The 19,966-nt window shown below is 69.5% G+C and carries 21 protein-coding genes and 1 tRNA gene; 13 read left to right on the top strand and 9 right to left on the bottom strand.

Going from position 1 to position 19,966, the window contains the following annotated elements; genetic code table 11:
- Positions 1 to 27: 27 nt before the first annotated feature.
- Complete coding sequence (locus ACFVIM_RS13825) at positions 28 to 495, bottom strand: ATP-binding protein (RefSeq protein WP_384300915.1); 468 nt, start codon at positions 493 to 495, stop codon at positions 28 to 30.
- A gap of 248 nt (positions 496 to 743) precedes the next feature.
- Here ACFVIM_RS13825 and ACFVIM_RS13820 point away from each other — a divergent pair, with 248 nt between their 5' ends.
- Complete coding sequence (locus ACFVIM_RS13820) at positions 744 to 1,976, top strand: hypothetical protein (protein ID WP_384300914.1); 1,233 nt, start codon at positions 744 to 746, stop codon at positions 1,974 to 1,976.
- 254 nt (positions 1,977 to 2,230) lie between these two features.
- Here ACFVIM_RS13820 and ACFVIM_RS13815 read toward each other — a convergent pair whose 3' ends face one another.
- Both ACFVIM_RS13815 and ACFVIM_RS13810 read right to left on the bottom strand, forming a co-directional pair.
- The gene (locus tag ACFVIM_RS13815; protein WP_384300913.1) at positions 2,231 to 2,977 is read right to left on the bottom strand and encodes a GntR family transcriptional regulator; all 747 of its coding nucleotides are present in this window, start codon (positions 2,975 to 2,977) and stop codon (positions 2,231 to 2,233) included.
- A 47-nt stretch (positions 2,978 to 3,024) separates the two neighbouring features.
- A complete protein-coding gene (locus tag ACFVIM_RS13810) occupies positions 3,025 to 3,270 on the bottom strand; it encodes a hypothetical protein (RefSeq protein WP_384300912.1) in 246 nt (81 codons plus the stop codon).
- Positions 3,271 to 3,348: 78 nt separating this feature from the next.
- Between ACFVIM_RS13810 and ACFVIM_RS13805 the strand changes: the two genes are divergently transcribed.
- Entirely contained in the window at positions 3,349 to 4,092 is a 744-nt protein-coding gene (locus ACFVIM_RS13805; protein ID WP_384300911.1) for a GntR family transcriptional regulator, read from the top strand.
- On the opposite strand, the gene ACFVIM_RS13800 is transcribed toward ACFVIM_RS13805, so the two are convergent.
- Positions 4,079 to 4,840 carry a glycosyltransferase family 2 protein gene (locus tag ACFVIM_RS13800; RefSeq protein WP_384300910.1) on the bottom strand — a complete coding sequence of 254 codons (762 nt, stop codon included), beginning with the start codon at positions 4,838 to 4,840 and terminating at the stop codon, positions 4,079 to 4,081. The two genes, ACFVIM_RS13805 and ACFVIM_RS13800, sit on opposite strands and share 14 nt — an antisense overlap.
- 3 nt (positions 4,841 to 4,843) lie before the next feature.
- Complete coding sequence (locus tag ACFVIM_RS13795) at positions 4,844 to 5,632, bottom strand: GntR family transcriptional regulator (RefSeq protein ID WP_384300909.1); 789 nt, start codon at positions 5,630 to 5,632, stop codon at positions 4,844 to 4,846.
- 356 nt (positions 5,633 to 5,988) lie between these two features.
- Between ACFVIM_RS13795 and ACFVIM_RS13790 the strand changes: the two genes are divergently transcribed.
- From ACFVIM_RS13790 to ACFVIM_RS13740, 11 genes are all read left to right on the top strand, one after another.
- Complete coding sequence (locus ACFVIM_RS13790; RefSeq protein ID WP_384300908.1) at positions 5,989 to 6,354, top strand: hypothetical protein; 366 nt, start codon at positions 5,989 to 5,991, stop codon at positions 6,352 to 6,354.
- Positions 6,355 to 6,443: 89 nt separating this feature from the next.
- A complete protein-coding gene (locus tag ACFVIM_RS13785; protein WP_384300907.1) occupies positions 6,444 to 6,743 on the top strand; it encodes a hypothetical protein in 300 nt (99 codons plus the stop codon).
- Positions 6,744 to 7,979 carry a hypothetical protein gene (locus ACFVIM_RS13780; protein ID WP_384300906.1) on the top strand — a complete coding sequence of 412 codons (1,236 nt, stop codon included), beginning with the start codon at positions 6,744 to 6,746 and terminating at the stop codon, positions 7,977 to 7,979.
- A 2-nt stretch (positions 7,980 to 7,981) separates the two neighbouring features.
- The gene (locus ACFVIM_RS13775) at positions 7,982 to 10,090 is read left to right on the top strand and encodes a cell division protein FtsK (RefSeq protein WP_384300924.1); all 2,109 of its coding nucleotides are present in this window, start codon (positions 7,982 to 7,984) and stop codon (positions 10,088 to 10,090) included.
- 118 nt (positions 10,091 to 10,208) lie between these two features.
- Complete coding sequence (locus tag ACFVIM_RS13770) at positions 10,209 to 10,463, top strand: hypothetical protein (protein WP_384300905.1); 255 nt, start codon at positions 10,209 to 10,211, stop codon at positions 10,461 to 10,463.
- Positions 10,464 to 10,495: 32 nt separating this feature from the next.
- Entirely contained in the window at positions 10,496 to 10,684 is a 189-nt protein-coding gene (locus ACFVIM_RS13765; protein ID WP_384300904.1) for a hypothetical protein, read from the top strand.
- 32 nt (positions 10,685 to 10,716) lie between these two features.
- Positions 10,717 to 10,956, top strand: a complete 240-nt coding sequence (locus tag ACFVIM_RS13760) for a hypothetical protein (protein WP_384300903.1) — start codon at positions 10,717 to 10,719, stop codon at positions 10,954 to 10,956.
- 35 nt (positions 10,957 to 10,991) lie between these two features.
- Positions 10,992 to 11,636 carry a hypothetical protein gene (locus tag ACFVIM_RS13755; protein ID WP_384300902.1) on the top strand — a complete coding sequence of 215 codons (645 nt, stop codon included), beginning with the start codon at positions 10,992 to 10,994 and terminating at the stop codon, positions 11,634 to 11,636.
- Between the two features lie 185 nt (positions 11,637 to 11,821).
- Positions 11,822 to 12,427: a hypothetical protein gene (locus ACFVIM_RS13750; protein WP_384300901.1), complete on the top strand. Its 606-nt coding sequence runs from the start codon at positions 11,822 to 11,824 to the stop codon at positions 12,425 to 12,427.
- 140 nt (positions 12,428 to 12,567) lie between these two features.
- Positions 12,568 to 12,735 (top strand): helix-turn-helix domain-containing protein, encoded by a 168-nt coding sequence (locus ACFVIM_RS13745; protein WP_384300923.1) that lies wholly within the window; start codon positions 12,568 to 12,570, stop codon positions 12,733 to 12,735.
- A complete protein-coding gene (locus tag ACFVIM_RS13740; protein ID WP_384300900.1) occupies positions 12,735 to 13,892 on the top strand; it encodes a tyrosine-type recombinase/integrase in 1,158 nt (385 codons plus the stop codon). The genes ACFVIM_RS13745 and ACFVIM_RS13740 overlap by 1 nt, the downstream gene beginning before the upstream one ends.
- Positions 13,893 to 13,968: 76 nt before the next feature.
- On the opposite strand, the gene ACFVIM_RS13735 is transcribed toward ACFVIM_RS13740, so the two are convergent.
- From ACFVIM_RS13735 to gyrB, 4 genes are all read right to left on the bottom strand, one after another.
- Positions 13,969 to 14,045: transfer RNA gene (locus tag ACFVIM_RS13735), tRNA-Ile, on the bottom strand.
- A gap of 128 nt (positions 14,046 to 14,173) precedes the next feature.
- Positions 14,174 to 14,827, bottom strand: a complete 654-nt coding sequence (locus ACFVIM_RS13730; RefSeq protein WP_384300899.1) for a DUF3566 domain-containing protein — start codon at positions 14,825 to 14,827, stop codon at positions 14,174 to 14,176.
- A 3-nt stretch (positions 14,828 to 14,830) separates the two neighbouring features.
- The gene (gene gyrA, locus ACFVIM_RS13725; protein ID WP_384300898.1) at positions 14,831 to 17,446 is read right to left on the bottom strand and encodes a DNA gyrase subunit A; all 2,616 of its coding nucleotides are present in this window, start codon (positions 17,444 to 17,446) and stop codon (positions 14,831 to 14,833) included.
- Between the two features lie 42 nt (positions 17,447 to 17,488).
- Complete coding sequence (gene gyrB / locus ACFVIM_RS13720) at positions 17,489 to 19,552, bottom strand: DNA topoisomerase (ATP-hydrolyzing) subunit B (RefSeq protein ID WP_384300897.1); 2,064 nt, start codon at positions 19,550 to 19,552, stop codon at positions 17,489 to 17,491.
- Between the last annotated feature and the right edge of the window lie 414 nt (positions 19,553 to 19,966).

Below are 19,966 nucleotides of genomic sequence, written 5' to 3'. Positions count from 1 at the left end.
CTGCGGGCGGTAGGTACCTGGAGCAGGTCACGGTGCGTCCCCGCCGAGCCTGCACCACACATACCGGCCGTCCGCCGCCACGCCCCACGCGTCCGTGAGCGCTGTCACGAGCCAGAGCCCTCGTCCGTTCTGGGCGTCCTCGCGGGCCCGGCGCGGGCACAGTTCGCCCACCAGCCCATCGCTGTACACCCGTAGCTCCAGCGCACCGGAGTCCAAGACCAGTCCGCGGACCGCGACCGGGCCCGAGCCGTGGGCGAACGCGTTCGTCACGAGCTCGCTGAGGATCTGCCGGGCGTCGTCGACCAGCGGGGCCAGCCCACGGCCCGGGAGCCAGGCCGCGATCTGGCGTCGTGCCTCGCCGGGCCGTCGCGCGTCCTCCTCGGAGAGGGGCGCGCCGGGTCGGGTGGTACGGGCGTAGGTCACCGCGAAGGCGGTGGGGGGCGGGAGGGCCACGGGGTCCGTGGCGGGCATCGTGACAGCCGTTCTGGGTGACATCAGTGTCTCCGTCAGTCCGGGCGGAACGGGAGCGCGCGTCGGCGGTGCCGTTCCAAGGGGGGAATGCCGAGGGGCGAGGAGGGGGCTTCGCGTAGCTCCCTTCGGCGTCACCAGAAAACCCGGTTTCGGGAGGGTGCGGTAAGGCCAGAAAAGGGGAATCTCTCGATGAGGAAGGGGACAGTTTTGCCTTCAGCGGGGTCCCGTCGGGGCTAAAGTCGTCATTCCGTCTCGCACCCAGGGAGTCTCCGATGGTTGCGGTACCCAACCGGCAGCTCGCCGCGCTGATGGACGAATACGGCTTCACCCAGCAGGGATTGGCCGACGAGATCAACCGGGCCATCGCCGAGATTTACGGAGAGCGGCACCCGCAGAACTGCGCCGCCCGCCATGTAAGGCGCTGGCTCCAAGGAGAGGTCGGCTGGCCCTGGGAGCGCTACCTTGTGGCCCTGGAACGGATTTTCGGCCGGACGGCGCGGGAGATGGGGTTCGTACCGAGGGGCAAGAGCAGCAGGATGCCCACCCCTCCGCCACCTTCACCCGTGCGGGAGGAGGAACGCGTGTTACGCCGCCAGTTCATCACCGCATCCACGACCACCACGGTCGTGACCGCCCTGGGGATCGAGGAGACGCCGCAACGGGGGCGGGTGTCCATGAGCGACATCGCCCGCGTCCGCGAGCGCATCGGCCGTCTCGACGCGCACTTCCTCTCCATCGGGGGCGCCCCGCTGATCGAGGTCGCGACCGCCTACATCGACCGGCTCCACACCGTCCTGGACTCCTGCACCTACGGCGAACGGGTCGAGAAGGAGCTCCACCGCGCGATCAGCGACCTCTACTCGACGGCGGGCTGGAGCGCCCACGACAGCGGTGACGCGGGGCAGGCCGGGCAGCTCTACTCCGGCTGTCTCCAGAGCGCGCTGCTGGCCGCAGACCCGACGGCCACCGCTGTGGCCTGGTCAAACCTGTCCATCCACGCGCGCTTCCGGGGACGCCACCGCGAGGCTCTCACCATGAGCCGGGCCGCGCTGAGCAACCGGCGGGCCGGGCAGGATCCGCGGATCGCGACCCTGCTGCACGCCCGCCTGGCCATCAGCCACGCACGGGTTGCCGACCAGGCCGCGATGGCCCGCTCCCTACTGACCGCCGAGCAGGCGTACGACCGTGTCACCGGCAGTCCGTCCGCGTCCTGGCTCACCTTCCTCACCGAGGCCGAGGTCTCGGGGCTCGGCGCCATCGCCCATGAGGCGCTGGGTCGGCACGACCGGGCCGAGCGGGCCGTCGTCCAGACGCTGGAGCTTCTGCCACCGTCGATGCGCCGGAACCGGGCGTACTACCTGTCCCGGCTGGCGAGCTTGCAACTGGCCCAGGGGGAGCGCGAGCAGGCCGCCGCCACCGTCGCCGAGGTAACCAGGACGGCGCTGGACATCCCCCGGGTACGGGAGCGGCTGGCGCCGATCGAGCGGAATTTGGCGGCCCCGTAATTCTCCTGAGGGGTGCCCATCGGGACGTGACTTTCATGCGCTTGAATCGTGATCCTCTGGCGTACCGTCGATGGCCGCTTTATGTGTTACTTGAGGGGTGCTTTATATGCGGCCGGAGGTTTCTTTGGAACGGTTCTCTTTAGGGCATGGCAATTCCACGCGGCGCTTTCTCTTCCGCTCACGGGAATGGGCGCAGCGTGGATCGCCGGAGCGGTCCCTTTAGGGAATCGGACCGTCGCGCGGGGCTTCGTTTGTCAGCCCGCCACCTCCCGTTCGCGATGTGCGGAACGCGCGGTGAAAACCGCCCACGAACTGTGCCCTGGGAGAACCAGAAGTGCCGCCTCCACCACACGGCCCGAGGCGTCCATCGACATCCGCTCGACGTCCAGGACGGCGGTGCCCGTGCCGACGCGGAGCGTCCGTGCCTCCTCGTCGTTGGGGAGTCGTGCGGAGGCCCGTGAGACGACTTTGGTGACGGTGACTCCCAGCTCCGCGAGCCGCTGGCGGACGTCGTCCCCCAGTGGCAGCGCACTGCCGACGAGGGTGTCGATGTCGGCTATGGCATGGGGTACGTACACCCGGGCCAGACCGCAGGGAAGCGCGGCGTCTTGGGGCAGGTAGACATGTTCGCTGAGGGAGGTTCCCGGGGCGACGCGGAGGAGGGCGGCGAGCCGGTCGTCGGCCTTCACGGTCTTGCGGTGCACGCTGACCTTGACGTCGCCCGTGGTCCACCCGTGGGCGGTGGCCGCGAGGGCATTGGCAGCGTAGATCATCTGTGTGTTCTGGCGTACGAAGCTGCCCCGGCCTTGCAGTCGTACGACCAGGCCCTCGTTCTCCAGCACCGCCAGGGCCTCACGGACGGTGGGGCGGCTGGAGCCATAGACGGACATCAGCTCCGTCTCGGCCGGGAGTTGGTCCCCGGCCTTGTACAGATCCATGGCGATCTGGCGGCGGAGATCGTCGGCGATGGACGCGTAGCGGTGGGAAGCGATCGTGATCACCACTTTCTGGCGTGATGGTCCGGGCGGTGGGCTCGCAGCTGGCGCCGTCACGGCGGAGTGGCCGTGAACCGGGCGTAGGCGATCCGCCCCTGGCCGCCGCTGTCGAGGCCGTACGCGTCGGCCGTCTCCAGCAGGGCTAAGAGCTGGTGCCACGCCGTCGCGTCGGCGGATACCTGGTCCTGGACATGCACCTCGGTCTTGACGCAATCGCGCTCTTCCACGACGTGAGGCTCGTATCCGGCGGCGGTGAGGCGTTCGGCCAGGTTGTCAGCGCGCGCCCTGGGTGATGGCACACCCCTCCCTCCATCGCCGATTATCACTGCGAGTAAGGCTAGTTAACTAGATTAGAGCTAGTGGACTAGATTTTCCACATGCGTGAGAACCCGCCCTACCTCCGCGTCGCTGACCTGCTGCGACAGCGCGTGTTGGACCAGGAGTGGGCGCCCGGCGACCGGTTGCCGTCCCGGGCTCAGCTCGCGGAGGAGTTCGACGTCGGCGAGAACGTGGTCCGCCGTGCCCAGGAGTTGTTGATCGCCCAGGGCGTCCTCGAAGGCCGCGCCGGATCGGGTACGTACGTCACCGAACGCCAGGAGCGCGTGCGGTTCCTCCGCGCGCGAGACCGCGCCGCGCCGGTCCCGTACGTCGACGGGACCGCCGATCTTGTGGGCTGGGAGAGCCGGTCCGAGGCCAAGGTCCCGGCACCCGCCGACATCGCCGTCCGCCTCGGTCTCGCCGAGGGCGATCTCTGCGTCCGCACCGCGTATGAGTTCCTGGCGGACGGTCAGCCGGTCCAGTTGGCGACGAGTTGGGAACCGTACGACCTCACTGCGGGGACGCTGATCGTCCTCCCTGAAGGCGGGCCCTTCAGCGGACGGGGTGTAGTCGCGCGCATGGCGGAGATCGGGGTCGCCGTGGTCCGGGCCGTGGAGGTGCCGGAGCCCGGACAGGCGAACGCCGAGGAGGCAACCCTCCTCGGCGTTCAGCGCGGCGCTCTGGTGACGCGCATTCAGCGGACGTACTACAGCGACGACGGGCGGCCGGTCGAGACGGCGGACATCGTGGTGCCCGCTGCCCGGAGCACGATCGTCTACGAGGTGCCGGTCACTCAGAGCTGACCGGGTAGCCCCACTGGAAGGAGCCCAGCGCCCTGGCCCGTGCCTCGACCACGGCCATCCGGGCGTCGCGCTCGGCGGTGTCCGTGTGGGCGGCCTGGCCGGTCGCCTGGCCCTCCCACTTGCGGTAGATGAGGCCGACCTCGGGGGAGAACCAGCCGCGCGAGGTGGCGTTCAGGGCCAGCAGCAGGCCGGTGTCCTCCGAGGCCGGGAGCGCCATCCAGCCGCCCAGCGCCAGCAGCAGATCGCGCCGGACGAAGAGGGTCGCCGGGTGGACCTGGGCGCGGTAGTCGTGGGCCTTCCAGTAGTCGAGGACGGCGTCGCGCTCGATGGGACCGGGCTCGGGGTCGCCGGGGAAGCCGACAGTCGAGCCGTCGGGCAGGAGGTCCAGCACCCGGGAGGTCGCCCAGCCGATCGTCGGGTCGTTCTCCAGTGCCGCGAGGTCCCGCGCCAGGGCGCCCGGGGGGAGCTGGTCATCGGCGTCGAGGATCTTCACGTACGCGCCGTCGGCGTGGGCGAGCGCCATGGTCCGTGCCACGCCGGGACCGCCACGGCGCCCCTGGCGGAAGGTGATCCGCTTGTCGTCGGGGACATACGGAGTGACCCCGTCCGTCTGGCCGTCCTCCTGGATCAGCCAGTGCCACTCCCATCCGTCGGGGAGCTCCTGGGCGCACAGCGACGCGTACGCGGCTGGCAGATGGTGGGCTGACGGGGAGTGCACGGCCGTGACGATGATGATGCGCCGGGTCACGGCTCACCACCTTTCCAAGTGAGTGGTGAAGAGCAGTTCCGTGCGGTCCCCCGGGAGGATCACGTCGGACATCTCCGCGACGTTGCCCTCCGTGTCGTACGAGGTCTTGCGGAGTTGCAGCACCGATGTGCCGGGCGGGAGGTCGAGTTCCTCGGCCTCCTCGGCCGTCGGCGGACGCGCGGTCACCAGCTCCTCGATGCGGTCGATCTCGATGCCGACGGTGAGGAGCTGGTTCCAGGTGCCGCCGGGCCAGGGCTCCTTGGTCTCGTCGAGAAGATCGGGGTTGGCCTCGATGCGCTCGCGCACCAGGTGCGAGGTGATCAGCCCGAGTGGCGCCCGCTCGGCGCTGTAGCGGGTGCGGTAGACGCGTTCCAGCAGCGGCGTCCCCTCGGGGATGCCCATGGCCTTCGCGATCTCCGGGGACGCTGCGCCGTCCCGGTACGAGGCGCGGAAGACGAGGTCGTTCACCGTCAGACCGGTGTCGTGTTCGGCGGCGCCGGTCTCGCTGCGCTGCTCCTCGGAGATACGGGCGCGGTCCTTCTCCCACTGGTGGCGCTCGTTGGTGCGGCGGACCTTGGTCCTCGGCTGCCGTACGAAGGAGCCACGGCCGTGCTGCTTCTCGATCAGCCCTTCGGTCTGGAGAACGCGCAACGCCTCACGGATCGTCACATGGCTTCTGCCGAACCGTTCCGATAGCTCCGACTCGGCCGGGAGTCGATCGCCAGGCGCTAGCTGACCTGCGCGGATCGAGTCCCGCAGCTCGTCCGCGATCCGCTCATACGCCTTGGCCACTGGTGCTCACCCGTTCCGCTTGACTGACGGGCTCAGCATACGACTCCTAAAGAGGTCTTGACGAGTGGACGGATCTTGCGTCATAGTCCTCGGCAACTCCTAAAGAGGACCTGAGGACAGGACCTCTTGAGGAGTGTTGCGTTCCGTCGGGAAGCCCTCTGGGGTGGGACGGAAGCGCCCGTGCCTTGAGAACTGCACAGCGTGCCTGAGACGAGTGCTTTTGATCTGCGATGGCGTCGGCCCGATGTCGACGGCGTCGCAGGTCATGGCCACTCGTTGAGTGGTCTCCCTGGACCGGTCCTCCGCCTCGGCGTACGGACGGTCCCACCGCGACTGACCAAGGGGGACTGACTGTGATGCGCCTGGCGATCGGAGACGTGGTCCGGGAGCGCGCTGACGGAGTGCTCGGGATCGTCACGGGCCGCGCGGACGACGGGCTCGTCGGGATACGGATGTGCGGCGGTATGACCCGTTTCTCCTCCCCGTATGACCTGGAGATCGTGGGCCGCCGGGCCCGGCCGATGACGACGGGCCACCGCATCGCGGCGCTGCTCGTAGCGGCCGTCGGCCTGGGTGCTTCGGGTGCCGCCGCCCACGCGGTCTTCCTTCTCGACGGAAGCGGACCGCTGACGGTCACGGCGGCCGTCGGCGGCTATATGACGGTCCACGGCGCCTACGCCGGTGTGCTCCACCTGATCGGGCCCCGGCGCTTCCGCGTCTGAGCCCTGCTTCGTGGCCAGCGGCGGCGGCCGACGGGTCACATCAGCCCGCTGCCCTGGCTCGTTCATCCCATCCAGAGCCCGGGAGTTCCATGAGTACGTACTTCGGCCCCCAGCAGGCTGACGACCCTGCTGGTCCACAGCGGTGCGGCGAGGCACCCGACGACTTCCGCGCCCTCTTCCTCGGCGAACCCGGTGAGAGCGAGGAGCAGCGGGCCGTACGGGAACAGGCCGCCCACGATGTCCTCGCCGACCTGCTCGAAGCGGGCCGCCACGGCCCGGTCGACTGGCTGGACGCGCTGTACGCGGCCCACCTCCTCTGCATCGCCGACCTGCGGAAGCGGGCCATAGGAGGAGAGCTGAGGGCAGGCGGCGTGGGGGAGGCGGCGTAGATGCCGGACCTCTCCGGGAGGGAGAACCTCCTGATCGTCGGCGCTCTGCTCCTCGCCGTGGGGGTGGTGTGGTGGGCGGTCCGTGTCGTACGGCGCCTTCGGCGCACGGCGACCCCGGCGGTCTGGGTCGCCGCGACGGCGGCGGTGGCGTGCACCGCGTACAGCGCGGACACGTCGTGGCGGTTCGCCGAGAGCCATCTCGATATGGGCAGCACGGTGGAGCGGATCGCGATGTTCGCCGCCGCCGAACTGGCGCTGGTCGCCAACTCACTGCTCGCGCGCCAGAACCTCAACGGCCCGAACGGGACGCCTGGAGCGCCCGGCGTCCTGGTCTGGGTGATCACCGGAGTGCAGATCATCCCCGCGTACGCGGAATCAGGGCTGGTCGGCGACACGGTACGGGCCTTCGTCGGCCCGGTCATGGCCGCGCTGCTCTGGCATCTGGCGATGGGGATCGAGCTACGGCACCATCGGCCGGGCGCCGGGTCCGCAGGGCTCGTCGCGGTCCTCGGCCGTGAGTTCCGCGAGCGGCTGCTCTCCCTCCTCGGTCTCGCCGAGCGCGACCGGGACGCGGCCCAGATCACCCGCGACCGTGCGATGGCACGGGCGGTTGACCTAGCCGCCCGGCTCGCCGAGAAGACCCCCGAGCAGCGGGCGGGACGGCGGGGCCGCCGCCTCGCCCGGCGGCTCTCCGCCGCCGTGGGCCGCGCCTCGGTCGGTGACGACCAGCGGCAGCGGCGCAGACTGATGGAACAACTCGCCGCCCGGCGGCACGCGGTGGGACTGGCCACCATCGCCCTGCCGTCGCCGTGGGACGAGGTGTCCAGGGACCCGGTCGCCTCGGCGCTCGCCGCGCAGACGCGGGAGCAGATGCGGCAGGCCACCGGGGAGATCCGGCGCCTGGCCCGGCGCCACGCGCTGTTCGACGGTGTGATGCCAGGTCACTCGGTGGACGGAGAAGGCCGTTCACCCGAACAGCCCTCGTCCTGTTCCCCGGACACCGTGGAGTCGAAGCGGCTCAGCACCGAGGAGGCCCGAGCCGTGATCGAGGCCGGTTGGGCTGAGGGACTCACCGTGCGCGCCACCGCTGAACGGGCCACCCGCGCGGCCAGCTACGTCCACGACGTGTTCGTCCGTCTGGAGCGTGAGCGCGGTGTCCGTATGGATTCCGGCCGGTCCGACTCGGCCGACGGGGAGAGCGAGCCCTCCACTGACTCCGCGAGGAGATCTCAGTGAGTCTGCTGTCCGAAGCCCCGGCGCTCATCGAGAGGTCCGAGGATGTCGACTCGGGCGCGAACGCCCCGACCGAACCGGGCGTCGTCGTCATGGTCGACCGCGCGGACGGCCCTCCGGGGCCCGGCCGCATGGAGAAGATCAGAGGAGCCAAGCGGCGTCCCGTCGTTCCCGGCTGGGCCCGTTCCCGTCACGAGTTCACGGCGGCGGGCAAGGGCGTCGCCGCCTACGTGTGGCACATCACGGCGTACCACTCGATCCGCACCCCTTGGTACGCGCTCCGGCTCACGCTCCAGGCTCCACTCGGCGCCGTACGACTCGTCCAGGAGTCGGCCCGCTGGGTCACCGACGCCGAAGGAGTCCCCCTCCGGCTCGACGCGGCCGACCGGGCCGACGTCGGCGACTACCTGATGTTGTCGCGCCAGCGCGACCGCCGGGTCCGCTGGCGGGCCATGGTCGCCGTCACGGCCTCGGTCCTCGGTATGACGGCGGCACTGGCCCTCTCCGCCCTCGCCCCGCCCGGACTCCTGGTCCTCCTGGGGGCCGTCGTCACCCTCACGCTCGGCTGGCACGGCCAGCCAGCGGACGCCCCCGTCATCCACAGAGCTGTGGAGATCCCCAGGGCGACCAGACTGACCAGCGATATCGTCCTCCGCGCCCTCGGTTCTCTGGGGATCCCCGCCATCAACCAGGCCCAGTCCAAGGGCGGCGCGGGCTTCAGCTTCACCGCCCCCATCACCCGCGACGGCCCCGGCTGGCGCGCGGAGGGGGACCTCCCGTACGGGGTCACCGTCACCGACGTCATCGAGCGCCGCGACAAACTCGCCTCCGGGCTCCGCCGCCCGCTGGGGTGCGTCTGGCCCGAGTCCGTCCCGGTGGAACACACCGGCCGCCTGGTGCTGTGGGTCGGCGACCAGGACATGTCCACGGCGAGCAAGCCCACCTGGCCGCTCGCGAAGGCGGGCCGTACCGACCTCTTCGCACCCGTCGCGTACGGGACCGACCAGCGCGGCCGGTGGGCGCACATCACGCTGATGTACATCGCGGCCGTCATCGGCGCAGTCCCGAGGATGGGCAAGACCTTCCTGCTCCGGCTGCTCCTGCTGATCGCCGCGCTCGACCCGAGGGCCGAACTCCATACGTACGACCTCAAGGGGACCGGTGATCTCGACCCGGTGAGCGCGGTGTCTCACCGGCACCGGGCCGGGGACGAGGAAGAAGACATCCTCTACGCCCTCGCGGACCTCCGCGAGCTGCGTCAGGAACTGCGGCGGCGGGCGAAGGCGATCCGCTCGCTCCCCCGGGATCTCTGCCCGGAGTCCAAGGTCACCTCCGAACTGGCCGACCGGCCGTCGCTCGGCCTCCACCCCATCGTGATCGGGGTGGACGAGTGCCAGGTCTGGTTCGAGCACCCCACCCACAGCGCGGAGTTCGAGGAGATCTGCACTGACCTCGTCAAGCGCGGCCCGGCCACCGGGATCGTGCTGCTGCTCGCGACCCAGCGACCGGACGCGAAGGCGCTGCCCACGGGGATCAGCGCGAACGCCTCGGCCCGCTTCTGCCTCAAGGTGATGGGCCAGCTGGAGAACGACATGATCCTCGGCACCTCCTCCTATAAGAGAGGAGTACGGGCGACGATGTTCGCCTGGAAGGACAAGGGCATCCACTACCGCGCGGGCGAGGGCGCGGATGCCCAGATCGTGTCCGCCGCGTACATCGACGCGCCGACGGCGGAGGCCATCGCGGCCCGCGCCCGGGAACTCCGGCAGGCCGCGGGGACCCTCTCCGGCTTCGCGCTGGGGGAGCAGCCCGCAGACACCTCCTCCTCGTACGACCTGCTGACGGACCTCCTCGCCGCCGTCCCCGCCGAGAAACAGAAGGTGTGGAACGAGGTCGTCGTCGCCCGGCTCGAAGAGCTCCGGCCCGAGGTCTACGGCGGCTGGACCTCCGAACAGCTCACGGCGGCGGTCAAGCCGTACGGCATCCGGACCGGCCAGGTCTGGGGCACCACCGAGGGCGGCAAGGGTGCCAACCGGCGCGGCCTCAAGCGTGCCGACCTCCTCAAGGCGGTCGCGGAACGCGAGGGGAAGACCGCCCCCTTCCTGAAGACCTAGCGGGACCCCCGCTAGGTCTAGCACCCCCGCTAGCGACTCCCACCGCCTCTGACCTGCGAACTAGCGTCTAGCGGCCCATCTCGTACCCGCCCGGATCCCGGCCTGAGAGGGGTTATCCATGCCTGACGGGCTCTCCTATCTCCCCGCCCTCGCGTTCCTCACGCTCGGCTACGCGGCGCTGTGCGCGGCCTTGCCGTTCGGCCACTGCCGCCGCTGCCGGGGCTGGGGCGCCCAGGTCACCGTGAGCCGCTTCAACGGGCGGCCGAAGCGCGGTCGCACCTGCCGCCGCTGCCAGGGCCACGGCCGCCGACTGCGGACCGGCCGCCGCCTCTACAACCTCGTCGCCCGCACCCGGCGCGACGGCACCCGCTGACTCTCGACCTCTGCTGTGAAAGGGGCTCCACCGTGGTCTTCTCCGTCTCCGCCCTGGCGGTGACCGGCGTCATCCTCTTCCTTCTGATCCGTTACAAGGCGCTCGGGATCGTCTCCGCCACGGTCGCCCTGCTCTTCGGCTTCTACCTCGCCAAGACCGGTGCCGCCGACTCCATCGACCAGATCATGACCACCTTCCGCGACACCGTCAGCAACTGGTAGCGCGCCCTCTCTCCCATGAATGGGGAACTCCCATGCCCCGACCCGCTCCCGCCCACCGTCCGCCCATCTCCCTGATGGCCTCGGCCGAACTCCGCGACGCCCTCACCGCCATCGAGGAGGGCAAGACCCCCGCCGCCATCGCCGCGCTCATGGCGATCGACGCCGAGTCCTGGCAGGCGATCGAGCAGCGGCTCACCGCCCTCGTCGGCAACGACCTCCGCTCGGTCCTCCTGGCCGCCGCCGAGGTCGGCGACCGCCCGCCGCTGCGCTGACCAACGCCTCACACCGGACCCCTGGAAGGAACGCCATGGCCAACACCACCGTGTGGTTCCACAGCCTCACCGAGAGCGTGGCCTCGCTCGGCGCCGCCGCCCGTGAGCTGGCCGCCGCCCGCCAGATGGCCCGGGTGGCCTCCTGGCACACCGACCCGATGCGGCTGCTCCCCGTCGAAGGCTCGGTCGGCGTCCCGGGCCGCTACTACGTCAGTCCCCATGACCACGCCGTCTCCCAGCTCCGCGACCTCTACTCGGGACTGGAGTCGTCCACGACGGAGCTGTACGAGAACACCGCGCTCGCCTACGCCTACGGCGCCGCCCAGGCCGTGGCCGCCATCCACGAGGGCGCGCGCCCGACCCACGTAGAACTCCACCGCCGCGACGACCGGTTCGTCCCGCCGCTCACCGGGATCCCCGACCTCCGGGAGGCCCTCGGCGCATGGGACGGAATCGAGGAACTGGCCCTGCTCCGCGACCGGCTCACCACCCGGGAACGGGCGGCCGTCACCGCTCGCGAGTACGCCTTCTTCGCCGACCTGGTCGACCACGGATGCGCCGAGGCGCTGAACGCCCACGACATTGCCGACGGGCTCGGGGACAGCGCGTACGCCTATGGCGCCGCCGCTGAACGCGCCCTGCACCATCTGCTGATCAGCGCTCGGACGAGCGCGAAGTGATGGCCCGGAGCAGCGGCCGACGGGTCAACGAAGCCCGCTGCTCCGGCCTCCCATCCAGAAACAGGAGGTACCCCCAGCATGCACCACGGCACGTACGGCCCGCTGGCCGATGCCGCTTTCGCCACGCTCCGGCGCGGGGAACGGCACGCCACCACCGACAGCGGCGGCTTCGGACGGAGGGCCGTATGAGGTTCACCGTCCAGGAGACCTACCTCGGCTTCCGGGAACTGGCGCACGCGCGGGACTGTCTCCGTCCCGCGTGGACGGCCGACGTCCGCGAGGACGACGCCTACCGCTCCGCGTACGGAGGCCCGGCCGGGCCCCACTCCTGCTGTCACGAGGAGTGCGACCACGGCGGCCTCTACCAGCGGACCACCCTCCGCCTGATCTGCTTCTCCTGCCAGGCCGCCTACCTCCTCAGCGGCGAGGGCTCCCTCCACCGCACGACCACACGGGCGACCGGCGTCGGCCAGCCGCCGCGCCAGGTCGCGGGCCTCTTCCTCTGGCCGGGCGAGCCCTGGTACGACGAGGACCCCCGCGCCTGGCTGGTCACCCGCTCCCGCACCGACCGGGTACGCGCCACGGACGCGGTCGGCGAGATCCACCGGGAGCGCGGCCCGCGCGGCGGCCGACAGTTCGCCGCCGTCGCACTCCCCTCGCCCCACGGCCCCTACGGGATCGGACTCATCCGCTGGGAACGCGCCCGTGAGGGCTTCGGCTCCGTGGCAGCGGCGGCCAAGTGGATCGCCCAGCTGCTGGCCGAAGGCGATGAGGCCGGGGGACCGGCATGAACGGCCGCAGCCATTACGGTGTCACCATCGTCCCCCTGCCTGACTTCCCCGCTCGGCCGGAAGCCGCTCTCCTCCCCCGCAACGAGCAGTTCGCCCCTCTCGCCACGGAGGGCAGGAACGCCAGTACCCCTGCCCCCGAGCTGCTGACCGTGCCCGAGGTCATGGCATGGCTGAGGGTCGGGCGGACCAAGGTCTACGACCTGATCCGCACCCAGCGCCTGGTCTCCATCAAGGTCGACGGCTGCCGCCGGATTCCGGCGGACGCGGTGCGTGCCTTCATCGTCAGCCGCATCGGGGAGGCCGCCTGATGACCAAGCGACGCCCCAACGGCGGCGGCACCATCACCCGCCGCAAGGACGGCAGGTATCAGGGCGCCGCGTTCGTCACGGACACCGAGGGTCAGCGTGTCCGCCGGTACGTCTACGGCGCCAGCTGGGACGAGGCGAACGAGAAGCTGGGCAAGCTCCAGTCCCAGGAGCGCGAAGGCGTGCCGGTCCCGTCCCGGGCATGGACGCTCGGCGAGTGGCTCGCGTACTGGCTCGACCACATCGTCAAACCGGAGCGCGAGCACAACACCTATGTGAAGTACGAGTCCAAGATCCGGCTCTACCTCCTGCCTCACCTGGCCAGGAAGCCCCTGGTGAAGCTGAGCGCGGCCCAGCTGCGCACAGTCATGGCGACGCTGAAGCGGGAGAAGGTCGGCGCGGCCACCCGGTTCGAGGTACTGCGGGTGCTGCGCAACGCCCTCAACCGGGCCATCAAGGAGGAGATCCTCACCAGGAACGTCGCCCTTCTGGTGGACATGCCCAAGGTCAGCAAGGACAAGGGCACCGCGTGGAACCCCAAGGAGGCCATCACGTTCCTGCGGTCGGCCCGTGCCCACCGCCTCTACGCGGCCTGTGTCCTGGTGCTCGTCCTCGGACTGCGCCGGGGTGAGCTGCTCGGGCTGCGATGGCAGGACATCGACTTCGAGGCCCGCCAGTTCACCCCCGTCAAGCAGGTCCAGCGGGTCAAAAAGGTCGGCCTGGTGCTCAAGGACCTGAAGACGGACTCCTCACATGCGGCGCTCCCGCTGCCGGAGTTCTGCGCCCGCGCCCTCGTAGAGCGGCGGGAGCTGCAAGAGCTTGAACGGAAGATCGCGGGTTACGCCTGGTCCCAGGCTCCCGACCAGGACCTGGTCTTCTCCTCCGAGCACGGAGGCCCCATCGACCCGGTCGGCTTCTCCCGCACCTTCGACCGTCTCGTCCGCCGCGCCCGTGTGCGGCGGATCACCGTCCGCCTCGCCCGCCACACCTGCGGCACCCTGCTGGCCTTCCTGAAGGTGCATCCGAAGGTGGCTCAGGTGATCCTTCGCCATAGCCAGATCAGCATGACCCTGGACGTCTACACCCATGTGGTCGGCGACGGGGAACGAGAGGCCGTGGCGCTCCTCGCGGAACTTCTGGAGGATCCGCTGATCGGCTGATCAAGCTCATCTCACCATTGATGTCAAGCGGTGATGTCAAAGACCCCCAGCCGTAATCGGCTGGGGGTCTTTGTGCTGGTGGGGCTAACAGGATTTGAACCTGTGGCCTCATCCTTATCAGGGATGCGCTCTAACCAACTGAGCTATAGCCCCGTCGCGCTCACGCGCTGACCTCTGAAGATTAGCGCACCTGGGGCGCAGCTCCCAAATCCCGGGTGCCGGAGCACCCGGGGGCGGGCTTCCCGGCGCCAGGGGTGGGGTGCCCGGGCGCCGGGGAGGGATTACTCGTCCTCCGCCAGGGTCAGCTCGACGCCGCCCACGAAGCCCGCGGAGAGGTTGTAGATGAAGGCGCCCAGTGTCGCCAGGGCCGTGGCGAGGACCACGTCGATGACGGCGATGACCGAGGTGAAGATCAGCACGCGCGGCAGGGAGAGGAACGACTGGAGGTCGAACCCGTTGCTGTCGGTAGAGCCGGTGGCCTCGCTGATGGTGCCGCCGACGGTCGAGAAGACGCCCATGGCGTCCATGACCATCCAGAGCACCGCCGCCGCGATCACCGTGCAGATACCGAGCGCGATGGAGAGCAGGAAGCTCACCTTCATCACCGACCACGGGTCGGCCTTGGCCACCCGCAGCCGGGCCTTACGGGTCCGGGGGGTCGTCCGGGCGCCCGTACGGGCCATGCGGACGGCCGCGTCGGACCCGTGGCCGTCGTCAGGCGACTGGTACGCCTGCGGCGGGCGGTAGGGCTGCCCTGACTGCTGCTGGGCGGGCTTGTCGTCGAACCTCTCGTACGGGGGCTTCTTCCCCCGTGAGTCCGTCACCGCAACCCCCTGGGAGTCCGTGGCGGGGCCACGGGCACCGCTCGCTTTGGCGGTCTTGGCGGCTCCAGCGGCTCCGCTCGCTGCCGAACCGGCGCCCGTGGCTCCACTCACGCTTTACTCCTCGTGCTCCCCGGCGGAGGGCGCCGTGCCCTCGGCCGCCGTCTCGGCCACACCGTCGGCCTCGTCGGTCCCTACGACATCATCGGTCCCGTCGACCTCTTCGGCCTCGCGACCCGCTTCGGCGTTGCGGGCGATGCCCACAACGGCGTCCCGCTTGCCCAAATTGATCAGTTGGACGCCCATGGTGTCACGGCCCGTCTCCCTGACTTCATTGACTCGCGTACGAATCACACCGCCGCCGAGGGTGATGGCGAGGATCTCATCCGTTTCCTCGACCACCAGGGCGCCGACGAGCGACCCGCGGTCCTCCACGATCTTGGCGGCCTTGATACCGAGGCCTCCACGACCTTGGACGCGATATTCGTCCACCGCGGTTCGCTTCGCATAGCCACCATCTGTGGCGGTGAACACGAAAGTACCCGGCCGCACCACATTCATCGAGAGGAGCTCGTCTCCCTCGCGGAAACTCATCCCCTTGACGCCGGACGTGGCTCGTCCCATCGGACGCAGGGACTCGTCCGTCGCGGTGAAGCGGATGGACTGCGCCTTCTTGCTGATGAGCAGCAGGTCATCGTCGGCGGAGACCAGCTCCGCGCCGATCAGCTCGTCAGCGGTGCCGTCGGCGCCATCGTCGGTCTCCCGCAGGTTGATCGCGATGACACCGCCGGAGCGGGGCGAGTCGTAGTCCTTGAGCGGGGTCTTCTTGACCAGGCCGCCCTTGGTGGCGAGCACCAGGTACGGCGCGGCCTCGTAGTCGCGGATGGCGAGGATCTCGGCGATCTGCTCGTCCGGCTGGAAGGCCAGCAGGTTGGCCACGTGCTGGCCCCGGGCGTCGCGGCCCACGTCCGGCAGTTCGTAGGCCTTGGCGCGGTAGACCCGGCCCTTGTTGGTGAAGAAGAGCAGCCAGTGGTGGGTGGTGGAGACGAAGAAGTGGTCGACGATGTCGTCTTCCTTGAGCTTGGTGCCCCGCACGCCCTTGCCGCCGCGCTTCTGCGAGCGGTAGTCGTCCGTCTTCGTCCGCTTCACATAGCCGCCACGGGTGATGGTGACGACGATGTCCTCCTCGGCGATCAGGTCCTCGATGGACATGTCGCCGTCGAAGGGGATCAGCTGGGAGCGGCGGTCGTCGCCGAACTTCTCCACCAGTACCGCCAGCTCCTCGCTGACGATGGCCCGCTGCTTCTCCGGGGAGGCGAGGATCGCGTTGTACTCGTTGATCTTCGCCTGGAGCTCGTCGTGCTCCTGGACGATCTTCTGGCGCTCCAGGGCGGCGAGCCGGCGGAGCTGCATCTCCAGGATGGCGTTGGCCTGGATCTCATCGATGGCCAGCAGGTTCATCAGGCCGCCCCGGGCGACCTCCACCGTGTCACTGCGGCGGATGAGGGCGATGACCTCGTCGATGGCGTCCAGGGCCTTGAGCAGACCGCGCAGGATGTGGGCCCGCTCCTCCGCCTTGCGCAGCCTGAAGCGCGTACGGCGGACGATGACCTCGATCTGGTGGTGCACCCAGTGGCGGATGAAGGCGTCCAGCGACAGCGTCCGCGGCACCCCGTCGACCAGCGCCAGCATGTTCGCGCCGAAGTTCGTCTGAAGGTCGGTGTGCTTGTAGAGGTTGTTGAGGACGACCTTGGCCACGGCGTCGCGCTTGAGCACGATCACCAGTCGCTGACCGGTCCGCGAGGAGGTCTCGTCCCGTACGTCGGCGATCCCGCCGATCTTGCCGTCCTTGACCAGGTCGGCAATCTTCTGAGCGAGGTTGTCCGGGTTGACCTGGTACGGAAGCTCCGTCACCACCAGGCACTGCCGGTTCTGGATCTCCTCGACCTCGACGACCGCACGCATCGTGATGGAGCCGCGCCCGGTGCGGTACGCCTCCTCGATGCCCTTGCGGCCGACGACCAGGGCGCCGGTCGGGAAGTCGGGGCCCTTGATCCGCTCGACCAGCGCGTCGAGCAGTTCCTCGTGGGTCGCCTCGGGGTGCTCCAGCGCCCACTGGGCACCGGCCGCGACCTCGCGCAGGTTATGCGGCGGGATATTGGTCGCCATGCCGACCGCGATCCCCGCCGAGCCGTTGACCAGCAGGTTCGGGAAGCGGGCCGGGAGGACGGTCGGCTCCTGGTTACGGCCGTCGTAGTTGTCCTGGAAGTCGACGGTGTCCTCGTCGATGTCCCGCAGCATCTCCATGGAGAGCGGCGCCAGCTTGCACTCGGTGTAGCGCATGGCGGCGGCGGGGTCGTTGCCCGGGGAGCCGAAGTTCCCGTTGGAGTCGACCAGCGGCATCCGCATGGACCAGGGCTGCGCCAGCCGGACCAGGGCGTCGTAGATGGAGGAGTCGCCGTGGGGGTGGTAGGTGCCCATGACGTCGCCGACGACGCGGGCGCACTTGTAGAAGCCCTTCTCGGGGCGGTAGCCACCGTCGTACATCGCGTACAGCACACGGCGGTGGACGGGCTTGAGGCCGTCCCGGACGTCGGGCAGCGCACGCGAGACGATGACCGACATCGCGTAGTCGAGGTAGGAGCGCTGCATCTCCGTCTCCAGCCCGACGGGCTCGATGCGGACCTGGGGCGCTTCTTCGGTGGTGGCGGGGGTGGGTGTCTCGTCGGCCATTGCTCGGTCTTCGGTCCTTTCGTACGGTCAGCTCTGGCCGACTCAGATGTCGAGGAAGCGGACGTCCTTGGCGTTGCGCTGGATGAACGAGCGCCGGGCCTCGACGTCCTCGCCCATCAGCACGGAGAACAGGTCGTCCGCCTGGGCGGCGTCGTCCAGGGTGACCTGGCCGAGGACGCGGTGCTCGACGTCCATCGTGGTGACGCGCAGTTCTTCGGCGTTCATCTCGCCCAGCCCCTTGAAGCGCTGGATCGAGTCCTCCTTGATCCTCTTGCCGGCGCGCTTGCCGAGTTCGACCAGGGCGTCGCGCTCACGGTCGGAGTAGGCGTACTCGAAGTCGTCCCGGCCCCACTTGATCTTGTAGAGCGGCGGGCGGGAGAGGAAGACATGCCCGGCCTCGACCAGGGGGCGCATGAAGCGGAAGAGGAAGGTCAGCAGCAGGGTGTTGATGTGCTGGCCGTCGACATCGGCGTCCGCCATCAGGATGATCTTGTGATAGCGGAGCTTCTCGATGTCGAAGTCCTCGTGGACCCCGGTGCCGAAGGCCGAGATCAGCGCCTGGACCTCGGTGTTCTGCAGGATCTTGTCGATCCTGGCCTTCTCCACGTTCAGGATCTTGCCGCGGATCGGCAGGATGGCCTGGTACATCGGGTTACGGCCGGACTTCGCCGAACCACCGGCCGAGTCACCCTCGACGATGAAGATCTCGCACTTGGTGGGGTCGTTCGACTGGCAGTCGCTGAGCTTGCCGGGCAGCGAGGCCGACTCCAGCAGCCCCTTGCGGCGGGTGAGGTCGCGCGCCTTGCGGGCGGCGACCCGCGCGGTCTGCGCCTGGATCGCCTTGCGGATGATGTCCGCGGCCTCGTTCGGGTTACGGTCGAACCAGTCGGTGAGGTGCTCGTGCACCACCTTCTGGACGAAGGTCTTCGCCTCGGTGTTGCCCAGCTTGGTCTTGGTCTGGCCCTCGAACTGCGGCTCGCCCAGCTTGACGGAGATGATCGCCGTCAGACCCTCGCGGATGTCCTCGCCGGAGAGGTTGTCGTCCTTCTCCCGCAGCAGCTTCTTGTCCCGCGCGTAGCGGTTGACCAGGCCCGTGAGCGCGGCCCTGAAGCCCTCCTCGTGGGTACCGCCCTCATGGGTGTGGATGGTGTTGGCGAAGGAGTACACACTCTCGGTGAACTGCGAGTTCCACTGCATCGCGATCTCGACCGCGAGCATCCGCTCCCGGTCCTCGGCCTCGACGTCGATCACGGTGGGGTGGACCATCTCGCCCTTGCGCGAGTTCAGGTACTTCACGAAGTCGACGATGCCGCCCTCGTAGTGGTACGTGACCGTGCGGACCTGCGCCTGGTCGGACTCCTCGGCGCTGTCGGCGCCCGCCGTGGCCCGCGCCGACTCCCGCTCGTCGGTCAGCGTCAGGGTGAGGCCCTTGTTGAGGAAGGCCATCTCCTGGAACCGGCGCGAGAGCGTCTCGAAGGAGTAGTCGGTGGTCTCGAAGATGTCGCCGTCGGCCCAGAACGTCACCGAGGTGCCGGTCTCCTCCGTCTCCTCGTTACGCGCGAGGGGAGCGGTGGGGACACCGAGCTTGTAGTCCTGCGTCCAGCGGTAGCCGTCCGTCCTGACCTCGACGGCGACCTTGGTGGAGAGGGCGTTGACGACGGAGACGCCGACGCCGTGCAGACCACCGGAGACCGCGTAGCCGCCGCCGCCGAACTTGCCACCCGCGTGGAGAACGGTGAGGACGACCTCGACGGCCGGCTTGTTCTCCGAGGGGACGATGCCGACCGGGATGCCACGGCCGTTGTCCACGACCCGGACGCCGCCGTCGGCGAGGATCGTCACGTCGATCCGGTCCGCGTGCCCGGCCATGGCCTCGTCGACCGAGTTGTCGACGACCTCCTGGACCAGGTGATGAAGCCCACGCTCACCGGTCGAGCCGATGTACATGCCGGGCCGCTTGCGGACCGCGTCCAGCCCTTCGAGGACGGTGATCGCGCTGGCGTCGTACGAGGCTGTGACCTCGCCACTGCCGCCAACGGGGGTGGACGGGTTGTTCTCGTTGGGGTTGCCGGAATCGGCCACGAAGCGCCCTTTCTGGCACAGCACAAGCCGTTCTCCGGGCAGGCGGGAGCGGCTGCGTCGTTCGACATGTTCCGCGAGGAGGCGGGATTGTCCACCAGTCTACCGGCACCGCCGACACGAATGGGGGTTTGCCGGTAGCTGAGTCCGCATGTGCCGCCCTCAACCCGCCCCTGCCGACTCCCCATATTCGGGCAGGGGCTCCAAGAGCCCCACACGGGCGTTGAGCGCTTCGGCCCGTCGGCGTCCGGCCACGGTCCGGAGCCGGTGCCCGGACTCCCCCTCTCCGACCTCGGAAAGCAACGGGAATGGATCATTCCGGACACCCTCCCGATCCCCCGCCCCCGTCCCCCCGGCCGTACGGAGACGAGGAGCCGCCGAGACGCGTACGGGGGTGCTGGACCTCACAGTGAGGTCCACCACCAGTCTCTTATAAACAAC

Origin of the sequence: Streptomyces sp. NPDC057638 (assembly GCF_042800315.1) — a bacterium.
GTDB lineage: Bacteria > Actinomycetota > Actinomycetes > Streptomycetales > Streptomycetaceae > Streptomyces.
This window is presented reverse-complemented; position numbering and strand designations above follow the sequence as displayed.

Excerpts from the sequence above, each read along its gene's own strand:
- ACFVIM_RS13825 (WP_384300915.1), bottom strand. The coding sequence starts at position 495 with ATGTCACCCAGAACGGCTGTCACGATGCCCGCCACGGACCCCGTGGCC.
- ACFVIM_RS13820 (WP_384300914.1), top strand. The coding sequence starts at position 744 with ATGGTTGCGGTACCCAACCGGCAGCTCGCCGCGCTGATGGACGAATAC.
- ACFVIM_RS13805 (WP_384300911.1), top strand. The coding sequence starts at position 3,349 with ATGCGTGAGAACCCGCCCTACCTCCGCGTCGCTGACCTGCTGCGACAG.
- ACFVIM_RS13790 (WP_384300908.1), top strand. The coding sequence starts at position 5,989 with ATGCGCCTGGCGATCGGAGACGTGGTCCGGGAGCGCGCTGACGGAGTG.
- ACFVIM_RS13785 (WP_384300907.1), top strand. The coding sequence starts at position 6,444 with ATGAGTACGTACTTCGGCCCCCAGCAGGCTGACGACCCTGCTGGTCCA.
- ACFVIM_RS13780 (WP_384300906.1), top strand. The coding sequence starts at position 6,744 with ATGCCGGACCTCTCCGGGAGGGAGAACCTCCTGATCGTCGGCGCTCTG.
- ACFVIM_RS13770 (WP_384300905.1), top strand. The coding sequence starts at position 10,209 with ATGCCTGACGGGCTCTCCTATCTCCCCGCCCTCGCGTTCCTCACGCTC.
- ACFVIM_RS13760 (WP_384300903.1), top strand. The coding sequence starts at position 10,717 with ATGCCCCGACCCGCTCCCGCCCACCGTCCGCCCATCTCCCTGATGGCC.
- ACFVIM_RS13755 (WP_384300902.1), top strand. The coding sequence starts at position 10,992 with ATGGCCAACACCACCGTGTGGTTCCACAGCCTCACCGAGAGCGTGGCC.
- ACFVIM_RS13750 (WP_384300901.1), top strand. The coding sequence starts at position 11,822 with ATGAGGTTCACCGTCCAGGAGACCTACCTCGGCTTCCGGGAACTGGCG.
- ACFVIM_RS13740 (WP_384300900.1), top strand. The coding sequence starts at position 12,735 with ATGACCAAGCGACGCCCCAACGGCGGCGGCACCATCACCCGCCGCAAG.
- gyrA (WP_384300898.1), bottom strand. The coding sequence starts at position 17,446 with ATGGCCGACGAGACACCCACCCCCGCCACCACCGAAGAAGCGCCCCAG.